The organism is Phytopseudomonas flavescens, from assembly GCF_900100535.1.
Lineage (GTDB): Bacteria > Pseudomonadota > Gammaproteobacteria > Pseudomonadales > Pseudomonadaceae > Aquipseudomonas > Aquipseudomonas flavescens.
The window spans coordinates 43534-55621 of the sequence record NZ_FNDG01000001.1 but is presented as its reverse complement, the minus strand read 5'-3'; the positions used below and the strand labels follow the sequence as shown (position 1 = coordinate 55621).

Here is a 12088-nt window from a genome sequence, read left to right as displayed (position 1 = left end):
TGCCAGAAATGCCACCTAGCGCCTGAAAAGGCTGGATCGTAGCATTCGCAGCATAGATAAGGAGTTTGCCATGCGTATCAATCCACCCCTCGTAGCACTCGCCATGGGCGCCTTCGGCATCGGCGTTACCGAGTTCGCCCCCATGGGCATGTTGCCGGGCATCGCCGCGGATCTCGGCGTGTCCATTCCCGCTGCCGGCCTGCTGGTCAGTGCCTACGCCCTGGGCGTCCTGCTCGGCGCGCCGCTGATGACCCTGACCACCGGCCGGATTCCCCGGCGCTATCTGCTGATCGGTCTCATGGCGATTTTCACCCTGGGCAACCTGATGTCCGCCCTGGCCACCGATTACACCAGCCTGTTGGTCGCCAGGGTGGTGACCTCGCTGAACCATGGCGCGTTCTTCGGCGTTGGCTCCATCGTCGCCGCCAGCGTGGTCGCCGCGGAGAAACGGGCCGGGGCGGTCGCGGCGATGTTCATGGGCCTGACCCTGGCGACCATTGGCGGTGTGCCGCTGGCCGCCTGGTTTGGCGAGCTGTTCGGCTGGCGCACCGCTTTCTGGGGGATTACCGGCCTCGGCGTGCTGGCCATGGCCGCATTGTGGTTCGCCTTGCCCAACCTGCCGGCGCCGAAAAGCGTCGGTGTAATGGCCGAAGTTCGCGCACTGGGCCGTGGCCCGGTCCTGGGGGCATTGGCCCTGACCGTGGTCGGCTCGAGTGCGATGTTCACCGTGTTCACCTATATCGCGCCGATCCTCAACAGCGAGACCCATGCCTCCACCGCCTTTATCACCGCCATGCTGGTGCTCTATGGCGTGGGCCTCACGTTGGGCAACATGTGGGGTGGCAAGGCCGCCGACCGTTCGATAGACCGCACCCTGATCGTTTCGCTGAGCGTGCTGATTATCGTCTTGCTGGCGTTCACCGTGTTGATGCGCTGGCCACTGCCGGCCGCGCTGGCCATCCTGATCTGGGGTATCGCCAGCTTCGCCATTGTGCCGCCGCTGCAGATGCGCGTGATGGACGCCGCCAAAGGCGCACCCAACCTGGCCTCGGCGGTGAATATCGGCGCCTTCAACTTCGGCAACGCGATTGGTGCGGCGCTGGGCGGCGCGGTGATCAACGCAGGGCTAGGCTACCCGGCGATCTCCCTGGCGGGTGCGGCGATGGCGGCGCTGGGGCTGTTGATGGTGCTGGGCTTCGCCTGGCGCGGTAGAACGGCGGCGACCGTATAGGAGAGAGTGAACATCTGCGTAGGGTACAGATTAAAAATTTGTCTCTTTTTCGTTTGCTTTTCAGCGAGGATGTTTCCGTATCCGAATACCAGGCTGTATGCACGAACGCGCGCGAGGTTTAGCAAATGGGACTGTGGAATCGGCTTTTCGGTGGGCGTTTCAGCATGCCAGCACCGGAGCAAACCGATCTCAGCGATAGCGAGTGTTTCAAAGCACTGCGGCCGGATCTGCCTGATCAGCGTCGTGCCTTGAAGGCCTTCGTCGAAGCACTACTGGGCCGCCTGCCAGAGGCCGAGCGCGACAGGTTGGTGCGGCGCATCATACGAAAACTCAATAAAGGCGAGTGCACCAGCACGGCCGTTTACCAGGGGCTGATCGACGACCATCGCGGGCAGAAGTTGGCTCACCTGACCCTTATGGCCTGCGATATCCGAGGCCTCGATACGTTCGAGTACCTGGCACCTTATCTCGTCCGGGCCGCCGGCATCTCCATTCCCTATATCTACTCGAATGCCAATGGCTTGCCGTTGAATGAAATCCTGAGCGAGTTCGACTGCTGGCTCCAGCCCCACGGCCTGCGCTACTTGCATATGGACACCGGCGGCGATGAATACGCGGGTTTTATCGTCGGTCAGGCACAGATCGCGCACCTCATCGAACTGGCGAAGGCGGCTGATATCCCGGTGAGCCTGCAGAGCTTCTAATACGAGTTCATACGTCATGCGCCGGCGTGCAGAGCACTGCGAATACATCGTGGTCTGTCCTTGATTACTCTGCGCGCTTTGCGAGGAATGGGCAGCGACAAGGCAGAAGTCGAAGCCCAGCCTGTCTCCGTGCGAACGTTCCATGCCCGTGATCGCGCGCATGGCGTGCTCACAGGAGGGTGTTCAGCCCTTGGAGCGGATGATCCGCCCGGACTTGATCTCGCTGGCATACTTGTTCAACCGCTCCTCGCCATTGATCAGCACCCCGACCATGCGCAGGATGGCCCAGGCATCCGCCTCGCTTTCCGTGCCCCTGAGCCGCTCCGCGATCTTTACCAGGTCCACCGAAGCCCATTTCAGGTCCTCCGCGATTGCCTTGAGATCGTTCTTCAGTATTTGCGTGTGGCGCTGGCCCATATTGCCCCTTGCTTGGAGTCGGTGGCGGTCGAACGCTGTGGGTGAGCCCCGGCAGCGGCGGCCGGCAAGGACTGCCTGCCGGCCTGGAGCGGCAAGCCTACCGCATCGGCGCTCGCTTTTGCCCTCTCTTCGCCACGCGCACCGATTTTGCGGAGCGCTGCGCCGGCACCAGGCGCTGCCACGCTCGCCGCGAAATCGTCGGCATTCGGCCGGGCAGGGGCGAAGCGCGTGGCATTGACCACGCCAGCCAAGGTCAAGTCGTTGCAGATGCGATGACCCGCCGCCGACTTACTCCGGCCCGGCCCTCCCGTGCGTCTGGTTGATGGCCTGGCGGTACAGCACCACCAGCTCGCTGAGCAGCACGCTGGAGGTGTCCGCCAGTTCCTGTTGCGGTATACGCCTGAGCAGCTTGGCCAACAGCGCCGCCCGGTACTCGGCCGCAGCCAGGATCCAGCCATCATCGGCCACGTGGCGCTGCAACGGATTCGGCGGCGTAGGGAAAGGAACGATGACGGACTTAGAGCGGCTCATGCAGCACCTCCAGAACGGAAGTCGACACGACAGCCAGCAGCCCAGGGCGGAGCCCTTGGGTAAAAGGGGGATAGTGCATTTTCCTTATGCTCCTTCGTGAATTTAAGGAGCCGCCGACCAACCTTCCTACGGGTATGGGTGGCGGACCGTGCAAGGGTAGGAATACCGGCCACGAAGGACGCCGGCCAGGCCGAGGCCTGCCTCACACGGCCCGCCATAAATGCGCGAGAAAACAGCAGGCACAAAAAAAGCGCCTGCTCTCGGCTATGGCGCTACCGCGCCTTCGTGGGAAACGGGTTCCTACACCCGGTCACGGGATTTACCGTGACGGGCGGGACTGTAACTTGGTGGGGAGGGAATGGGCAAGGTTTGAGGGCTGGGGGAACCGCGGGGCTTCTATCGCCGCCAATCGCTGCCGTTGACCCAAGAAGTCACGAGTAGAAGCGGATAACCGAGGCCACTCGTTTCAACGCAGGCTCCAGCGACTGTATATCAACTGACCCAAGTGCCAGTCGGATCGCATGTGGTACATGCAGCGAAGTGGAAAATGGCTCTGCCGTGGACACGGATATCCGCTCCTGCATCAGCGCCACCGTGATTCTGTCGGCACGTGCCTCCTCGGCCAAGGGTAGCCACAGGAAGTAAGAGGACGGATGGCTCACGTAGTGAATGCCTTTGAGTGCTGTCGCAGCCAGTGCTTGTCGTGATTGTGCATCCTGGCGCTTTTCAACTTCCAGCCTGGCAACCGTACCGTCATCCAGCCAGGCGGTGGTGATAGCGGTAAGGATGCCAGGCGTATTCCAGGTTGTCGCGCGGATTGTCCGCTCCAGGCTTGGAATCAGGTTAGCTGGCGCCGCGACAAAACCAACGCGCAGCCCCGTTGCGACGCTCTTCGAAAACCCGGAGATATACACCGTGCGCTCCGGGGCAAGCTGCGCCAAAGGCGCTGGGGCGGCCTCAACCAGATAGGCATAGGCTGCATCCTCAATGATTGTCAGGTCATGTTTTCTGGCAATGGACGTCAGGCGCTCCCGCTCGCTCAGCTCCATCACCCAGCTAAGCGGATTATGCAGGGTCGGCATCGTGTAGATCGCGCGAACAGGCCTGCTTTTGCAAAGACGTTCCAGTGCACTGAGATCGGGGCCGTTTCCTGATAAGGGAACCGCGACAATCTCGAGGTGCAGGGTTTCGGCAAGAACCTTGAACCCCGGATAGCTCAATGCATCGGCAGCAATAACGTCGCCTGGCCGGAACAACCCCATCAGCGTTATTGCCAGACCATGCTGAGCACCATTTACCAACATGACTAGAGATGGCTCGATGACGAGACCTAGATTTTTGAGGTGGCGCGCTACAGCTGCGCGCTCATGCAATCGTCCTCCATGCGGCTGATAGCGCAGGAGCGATTCAAGGTCACCTGACAGAGCCAATTGTCGGAGTGCCGTGCGTAGCAATTCGGCTTGCCCGGGAAGTGAGGGGTAGTTGAAGTTGAGGTCGATCATCCCTGCGACGACGTTCTGCTGGTCGACACCATGGCCCTGCGGCAGGGACGTCTCGCGAACGAAGGTGCCGCGGCCAGTTTCTCCACTCACAAGCCCCATCTGCTCAAGCTCTGCGTAGATGCGGCTGGCGGTTACCAGCGCGACCCCTTCTTTCTTCGAGAGCTCACGGTGGGTGAGGAGGCGAGTGCCGGGGGAGAGCTTTCCGGCGCGTATGTCAGCGGCAAGGGCGTCAACTATGGCTTTGTAACGCGACCGAGGCATGGGACATGTATCCATTACAATTTTTTGATTGTAGTGCAAGGCGGATCGTACTCTTCTTCCATCCAGGCAGCGAGGTACGAGTCGTGAGCAACACAACCAACTTATCCGGACAGTTCAACGACAAGAGCGCCAGTGGCTGGATCAATGGACTCATAGGCGTGCTGATCTTCAGCGGTTCGCTGCCCGCTACTCGAGTCGCTGTCCTGGAATTTGACCCAGTGTTTTTGACAGTCGCACGCGCGACCATTGCTGGCCTGCTGGGGTTGACGCTGCTCCTGCTGTTTCGGGAGAAGCGCCCAATACGTAGCCAACTCATTCCATTGGCTGTGGTAGCTTTTGGAGTGGTTGTTGGCTTCCCGCTGCTGACGGCGATGGCTTTGCAGTACGTCACCTCTGCCTACTCCATTGTCTTCCTCGGATTGTTACCTCTTGCCACTGCGGCTTTTGGCGTATTACGTGGAGGTGAGCGCCCACGTTTGGCCTTTTGGATTTTCTCCAGTCTGGGCAGCCTGCTTGTTGTCGGCTTTGCAGTCTCTCAGGGACTGACCGCTTCACCCGAGGGCGATGTTCTGATGCTACTTGCAATAGTGGCCTGTGGGCTCGGGTACGCCGAAGGAGCTAAACTGTCGAAAGTTCTTGGCGGCTGGCAGGTGATTTCCTGGGCTCTGGTTCTATCGCTGCCAGCAATGGTTGCGCTGACGGTGTACAGGATGCCGGCAAACCTCTCGGGCATCTCGGCCCCCGCCTGGATCAGCCTTGCATACGTATCTTTGTTCAGCATGCTGATCGGCTTCGTGTTCTGGTATCGCGGCCTGGCTTTGGGGGGCATCGCGGCGGTTGGTCAACTGCAACTGTTACAGCCGTTCTTCGGTCTCGCACTCGCCGCGACCCTGCTGCATGAGAGCGTGAGTATTGGGATGCTGGGTGTGACAGTTGCTGTCATTCTTTGCGTCGCTGGCGCGAAGAAGTTCTCGACGTAGCGATTGCCTGAAAATTACAGCGCCTGCTTGGGCAATCGTCGCACGCCCGGCATCCATCGCGCCGACTTCCGTCAATAGCCCACCCTGCACGCCCCAGCCCGTAATCTGCGACAATCCCACCTTTTCCGCGACCCCCCGAGCCTGATGACCGACGTCCCCTTCGATTTCGCTGCCCTGCAGAACAACCTCGACCACGCCATGATCGCCGACCGCCATCGCTTGCGTCGGCAGTTGCATGAGTTGCAGAAGAAGCCCGACGAAGCCAAGCAGGCGCAGTGGCTGGAGCGTTTCCAGGCGTCTTGCGCCAAGGTCGAGGCGCGGCGCTTGAGTGTGCCGGTGATGCATTATGACGACGCGTTGCCCATCGCGGCCAAGCGCGACGAGATCAAGGCGGCGCTGGCCAAGCATCAGGTGCTGGTGATCGCCGGCGAGACCGGTTCGGGCAAGACCACCCAGTTGCCGAAGATCTGCCTGGAGATCGGTCGTGGCCAGCACGGCCTGATCGGCCATACCCAGCCGCGGCGTCTGGCTGCGCGCAGTGTGGCGACGCGGGTGGCCGAGGAGATCGGCACGCCGTTGGGCGAGCTGGTCGGTTATCAGGTGCGCTTCGAGGATCAGAGCAAGGGCAGTTCGCTGATCAAGCTGATGACCGACGGCATCCTGCTCGCCGAAACCCAGCATGATCGCTATCTGGAAAAGTACGACACGCTGATCGTCGACGAGGCCCACGAACGCAGTCTCAATATCGACTTCCTGCTCGGCTACCTGAAGACCCTGCTGCCGCGTCGGCCCGACCTCAAGGTGATCATCACCTCGGCGACCATCGACCTGGAGCGCTTCAGCAAGCATTTCGGCGGGGCCGGGCTTCCGGATGCACCGATCGTCGAAGTCTCAGGCCGCACCTATCCGGTGGAAACCTGGTACCGGCCGCTGGCTGCCGAGGTGGACGAGGAGGGCGAGCGCCTGCTCGACGACCTCACCGTCGATCAGGGCATTCTCGCCGCACTGGACGAGATCGCTGCCCATGAGCATGCCGAGGGCAAGCGCCCGGGCGATGTACTGATCTTCCTGCCGGGTGAACGCGAGATTCGCGACGCCGCCGAGGTGCTGCGCAAGGCCAACCTGCGCTTCACCGAAGTGCTGCCCTTGTATGCGCGGCTGACGCCTGCCGAGCAGCAGAAGATCTTCGCGCCCATGGCCGGGCGCAAGATCGTGCTGGCCACCAACGTCGCGGAAACCTCGTTGACGGTGCCGGGCATTCGTTACGTGATCGACAGCGGCACGGCGCGGATCAGCCGCTACAGCTATCGCGCGAAGGTGCAGCGCCTGCCCATCGAGGCGGTTTCCCAGGCCAGCGCCAACCAGCGCAAGGGCCGTTGCGGCCGGGTCGAGCCGGGCATCTGCGTGCGGCTGTACAGCGAAGAGGATTTCCTCGGTCGGCCGGCATTCACCGATCCGGAGATCCTGCGCACCAACCTGGCGGCGGTGATCCTGCAGATGCTGCACCTGCGCCTGGGCAGCATTGAGGATTTCCCCTTTATCGAGCCGCCGGATGGCAAGGCCATCAGCGATGGGTTCAACCTGCTGCAGGAGCTGTCCGCGGTCAATCGCGAAGGGCAGCTGACCCCGCTGGGTCGCCAACTGGCGCGCCTGCCCATCGACCCGCGCCTGGGCCGCATGGTGCTGGAGGCCGCCAAACTGGGCAGCCTGCAGGAGCTGCTGATCGTCGCCAGCGCGCTGTCGGTGCAGGATCCGCGCGAGCGGCCGATGGACCGCCAGCAGGCGGCCGACCAGGCCCATGCGCAATGGAAGGATGTGGATTCCGACTTCGCCGCGCTGATCAACCTGTGGCGCGGCTTCGAGGAAAAACGCCAGGAGCTGGGTTCCAATCCGCTGCGCAGCTGGTGCAAGAAGAACTTCCTCAACTACATGCGCCTGCGCGAGTGGCGCGATGCGCATCGGCAACTGGTGTTGTTGGCCAGGGACCTGCAACTGGCGCCCGGCAAGCCATCAGCTTCCCAAACTCATGACGTGGGTAGGGTGGACAACGCCGCAGGCTTGTCCACCCAGTTGGACGGCTCCGGCCGTCCAGCCTACGAGAAGGCCGAGCGCGCAGCGCCCACCACCGACACCAAGGTCAATGTGATCCTCCGCGAGCAGGCCGAGGCCAGTGAAGCGGCGCAGCGCGCCAAGGGTTATGCGGCCGTGCACAAGGCGATTCTCAGCGGCCTGCTCAGCCAGATCGGCCAGAAAGCCGAGGAGGGCGACTTCCTCGGCGCCCGTCAGCGTCGCTTCTGGGTGCATCCGTCGTCGGTGATCGGCCGCAAGAAGCCTAACTGGATCATGGCCGCCGAGCTGGTCGAGACCACCAAGCTGTTCGCCCGCCAGGTGGCCAAGATCGAGCCGGACTGGATCGAGCCGCTGGCCGGTCACCTGATCAAGAAGAACCACTTCGAGCCGCACTGGGAGAAGAAGCGCGGCCAGGTGGTGGCATACGAGCAGGTGACCCTGTACGGCCTGATCGTGGTCGGGCGCCGCCCGGTGCATTACGGGCCCATCGACCCGCAGGCGTGCCGCGAGCTGTTCATCCGCGAAGGGCTGGTGCGCGGCGAAATCAACAGCCGCGCCAAGTGCCTGAACGCCAACCGTGTGCTGCTGGAAAGGCTCGACGAACTGGAGGCCAAGGCCCGTCGTCGCGACATTCTTGCCGACGAGGAAACTCTGTTCGCCTACTACGAGGCGCGCATTCCCCAGGATATCTACCAGGCGGCGACCTTCGAGAGCTGGTACAAGCGCGAGAGCGGCAAAGATCCCCAGTTGCTGATGATGCGCGAGGAAGACGTGCTGGCCCGCGAGGCGCTGGAAGTTACCGCCGCCCAGTATCCCGATACCCTGCATATCGGTGAGCTGCAGTTGCCGCTCAGCTACCACTTCGAACCCAATCACCCGCGCGACGGCGTGACCTTGCGCGTGCCGGCGCCGCTGTTGCCGCAGTTGCCGGGCGAGCGCCTGGAATGGCTGGTGCCGGGGCTGATCGAGGCCAAGGCCATCGATCTGGTGCGTGGCCTGCCCAAGGCGCTGCGCAAGAACTTCGTGCCGGTGCCGGACTTCGTCGGCGCGGCCCTGGGCAAGCTCACCTTCGGCCAGGGCAGCCTGCCGGAAAGCCTGGCCCGCGAGCTGCAACGCATGACCGGCGCGCGTATCGACAGCGAGGCGTGGGTCGACGCCACTCGTCAGCTGGAAACCCACCTGAAGATGAACATCGAAGTGGTCGATACCCATGGCAAGCTGCTCGGCGAAGGTCGTGACCTCGCCGAGCTGACCGCACGCTTCGCCGAGGCCAGCCAGGCCGCGCTGGCCATCCCTCAGACCGACAAGGTGCAGAAACCGGTGGAAGCCAAGGGCTTCGCCCAGGTCGCCGAGAAGACTCAGCAAAAGGTCGCCGGGCTGTCGATGACCGTGTTCCCGGCGCTGGTGGAAGAGGGTGGGGTGGTCAAGGAGGGGCGCTTCCCGACCCAGGCCGAAGCCGAGTTCCAGCATCGCCGTGCCCTGCAGCGCCTGCTGCTGCAACAGCTGGCCGAGCCAGCCAAGTTCCTGCGCGGCAAGTTGCCCGGGCTGACCGAGCTGGGCTTGCTGCACCGCGAGCTGGGCCGGGTCGATGGGCTGGTCGAAGACATTCTGCTGGCCAGCCTCGACAGCTGCATCCTCGAAGGCGAGCCGTCGCTGCCCCGTGACGGCGCCGCCCTGGCCGCCCTGGCCGAGAAAAAACGCGGTGCCTGGGCCGACCACGCCGAGCGGCTGGCCCGCCTGACCCTGGACGTGCTCAAGCTGTGGCATGGCCTGCAGAAGCGCTTCAAGGGCAAGATCGACCTGGCCCAGGCAGTGGCGCTCAACGACATCAAGGCGCAGGTGGGCAATCTGGTCTATCCCGGTTTCGTCCGCGAAACCCCTGCCGAATGGCTCAAGGACGTGCCGCGCTACCTCAAGGCCATCGAGCAACGCTTCGACAAGATCGCCGCGCAGCTGCAGCGCGACCGGGTGTGGAGTGGCGAGCTGGCCGGCTACTGGGAGCAGTACCAGGCGCGCCTCGGCAAGCACCTGCAGGAAGGCAAGCGTGACGTCAACCTGGTGCTCTATCGCTGGATGCTCGAAGAGTACCGCGTGTCCCTGTTCGCCCAGCAACTGGGCACGAAGATGGCCGTGTCGGACAAGCGCCTGAGCAAGCAGTGGAGTCAGGTGGAGGGGTGAGGCGGGTGACGGCGTGCTTGTGTATTTGGATTTATCAGAGGTGAATCGGATGTCGACAGTGGCTTGCTCGCTGGTGGTGAATGGTTTGCCCTCGGCTGCTGATCGCCAGGGCCCCCTCGTCCCCTGGTGGAGTTTCACCAAGACCGTGCTGGCGGCGACGGCCCTGACCCTGGTGCGCGATGGTCTGGTATCGCTCGACGAGGCCGTGCTGGGCGGCCCCTTCACGCTGCGCCAGTTGCTGAAACACGAGAGCGGCCTGGCGGATTACTCCGAACTCGCCGACTACCACGCCGCCGTTGCCCGTGGCGACCAGCCCTGGCCCGCCAGCGAAATGCTCGAACGCCTCGATGCAACGCGTCTGCGTTATCCACCCGGGGGTGGCTGGGGATATTCCAATGTCGGCTACCTGTACGTCACCCGGTTGATCCAAGAACGCAGCGGTACCGCCCTCGAAAACGCCATCCGGCAGCGGGTGCTGCAGCCCCTTGGCGTGCCCCAGGTTCGCCTGGCGAAGACGCCTGCCGAGCTGCGCGATGTCGAGATGGGCGGCGCTGCCAGCTATCACCCTGGCTGGGTATACCACGGCCTGTTGGTCGGCAGCGTGTCCGCTGCCGCCTTGCTACTGGAGCGTTTGCTGGGCGGCGATCTGCTGCCTGCCGAACTGTTGGCGCAGATGCAGGCTCGCCGCGTGCTGGGTGGCCCGATCGCCGGGCGCCCGTGGACGGTGGCTGGCTATGCCCTGGGTTTGATGCAGGGCGATATCGAGGGCGGCATCGTTCTCGGCGGCCACACAGGGGGAGGGCCGGGCAGCGTGATTGCGGTCTACCGCTGCGCCACGGAAAATGCCACGGCCAGCGCTGCGGTGTTCCAGGCAGGCGCCCGGGATGGCGACGTGGAAGCTGAAGTGGTCGCCCGGTTGCTGGGCGCTCTGGGCTGAGCCCCTCGGGCGGATGAGGCTTCCCGTTGGCCGCTTGCGGGGTTGCCAGGGTTGTTGCGCCGCTATCGCGCCGCGATCCGCCGTGGCCTGCCGGTAAGAGAAACCGGGAATCTCTCGCCCGTGACACCTATCCTAAAGGGCAGTTGCTCGATAACCACGATGCGGGAGAACCGACATGGGCGAATTCAGGATTTACCTCGATGACCAATTGTTATGCGCGACCCCCTCACCTGTCCTCGCGCAGGCGGCCTGGCACCGTGCATCGCGCAACGCCGCCGTCGCCGAGGCGGGTGGCTCGGTGCGCGCCTACGAAGGCGAAGTCACGGTCGCGCAAATGCGCCCCGAACCTCGCGTGGGGCATCCCTGGCCGGACGGCCGTGATCACCAGGCGGACCTGCGGGACGTGTGGGACAGCCTGCTGCGCTTGTTCGCCCGGCAAGGGCTGGACGACCAGGCGCTGACTGCCGCCGTCAATCGCTTCGGCTTGAAGACCGATAGCGTGCAAGGCTCGGTGCAGGATGACCTGGGCGGGCGTACGGTGCCCTCGGCGGCGGAGTTGGTCGTGTTGCTGGAGGCTATCCACCAGGCCCAGCCAGACACCTGCCCGTAGAGCTGATGCCGGGCATTACTGACGCAGCATAGCGTTCGTGCAGTGTCGTTCGAAGACCTCTGGAAATTAGGCGCGAACCCGGTCTTATATCGGTTGAATGATCTCGAACGCTTGCATGGGTGTCAGTGACGTTTATACCGGTGACGTCATTGACACGCAGAAAGGTGCATGAATCGCGATATTCGAGGATGACGCTCATGCTGGCGGGAGCGTCCGGGTACGCTTGTACAAGCACTGTGGGAAAATAGTGGTGCACCCGTGCCATTGCGTCCAGAAATCTCATTATCGCCACAACAGTTGATCTCGACGTTACTGCTCGAAGGGGACGTCATACTGTCGACGTAAACAACCATGTCAATCGAAGTCGCGAACGAGCTATTTGCTATGTTCCGGCGAAGAGGGTGGTTTTGGCATCCCGCGTGGCCCGGCATATGCCCAGGCGATTATCCCAACAACGGGCAGCAGTATTATCGACGCTGCCCAGACCCACCGAGTGACGAGACTTTTATCGCTGCGCCACAAGTTCATGATGGCCACCAAATCGATGAAGGCGATCACGAGCACTGCAGCTAGCCAGAAATACAACGGGAAATCGCTCATGGTAGAACGCCTGTTCGGATGGCGGAGCCCGCTGGACGGGGCTCCATGAGGCCGCGTGGTGTGCGAC

At 63.0% G+C, this 12088-nt stretch carries 10 protein-coding genes; 6 read left to right on the top strand and 4 right to left on the bottom strand.

Annotation, left to right across the window (positions count from 1 at the left end; all coding sequences use genetic code 11):
• The first annotated feature begins 70 nt into the window (after positions 1-70).
• Complete coding sequence (locus tag BLR94_RS00240; RefSeq protein WP_084306435.1) at positions 71-1231, top strand: MFS transporter; 1161 nt, start codon at positions 71-73, stop codon at positions 1229-1231.
• Between the two features lie 164 nt (positions 1232-1395).
• Positions 1396-1935 (top strand): DUF6630 family protein, encoded by a 540-nt coding sequence (locus BLR94_RS00235; RefSeq protein ID WP_139207389.1) that lies wholly within the window; start codon positions 1396-1398, stop codon positions 1933-1935.
• 183 nt (positions 1936-2118) lie between these two features.
• Here the strand turns inward: BLR94_RS00235 and BLR94_RS00230 are convergent, their stop codons facing one another.
• From BLR94_RS00230 to BLR94_RS00220, 3 genes are all read right to left on the bottom strand, one after another.
• Positions 2119-2352 (bottom strand): hypothetical protein, encoded by a 234-nt coding sequence (locus BLR94_RS00230; protein ID WP_084306433.1) that lies wholly within the window; start codon positions 2350-2352, stop codon positions 2119-2121.
• Positions 2353-2640: 288 nt separating this feature from the next.
• A complete protein-coding gene (locus BLR94_RS00225; protein ID WP_084306432.1) occupies positions 2641-2883 on the bottom strand; it encodes a hypothetical protein in 243 nt (80 codons plus the stop codon).
• A 431-nt stretch (positions 2884-3314) separates the two neighbouring features.
• A complete protein-coding gene (locus BLR94_RS00220; RefSeq protein ID WP_084306431.1) occupies positions 3315-4646 on the bottom strand; it encodes an aminotransferase-like domain-containing protein in 1332 nt (443 codons plus the stop codon).
• Positions 4647-4729: 83 nt separating this feature from the next.
• On the opposite strand from BLR94_RS00220, the gene BLR94_RS00215 reads away from it, so the two are divergent.
• From BLR94_RS00215 to BLR94_RS00200, 4 genes are all read left to right on the top strand, one after another.
• A complete protein-coding gene (locus BLR94_RS00215; RefSeq protein WP_244158038.1) occupies positions 4730-5626 on the top strand; it encodes a DMT family transporter in 897 nt (298 codons plus the stop codon).
• A gap of 144 nt (positions 5627-5770) precedes the next feature.
• Entirely contained in the window at positions 5771-9874 is a 4104-nt protein-coding gene (gene hrpA, locus BLR94_RS00210) for an ATP-dependent RNA helicase HrpA (protein WP_084306429.1), read from the top strand.
• Positions 9875-9932: 58 nt separating this feature from the next.
• Positions 9933-10811 (top strand): serine hydrolase domain-containing protein, encoded by an 879-nt coding sequence (locus tag BLR94_RS00205; RefSeq protein ID WP_090423641.1) that lies wholly within the window; start codon positions 9933-9935, stop codon positions 10809-10811.
• A gap of 175 nt (positions 10812-10986) precedes the next feature.
• Positions 10987-11421, top strand: a complete 435-nt coding sequence (locus BLR94_RS00200) for a hypothetical protein (protein WP_084306427.1) — start codon at positions 10987-10989, stop codon at positions 11419-11421.
• A 375-nt stretch (positions 11422-11796) separates the two neighbouring features.
• On the opposite strand, the gene BLR94_RS00195 is transcribed toward BLR94_RS00200, so the two are convergent.
• Positions 11797-12021, bottom strand: coding sequence for a PLD nuclease N-terminal domain-containing protein (locus tag BLR94_RS00195; RefSeq protein ID WP_084306426.1), 225 nt, complete (start codon positions 12019-12021; stop codon positions 11797-11799).
• Positions 12022-12088 lie beyond the last annotated feature (67 nt).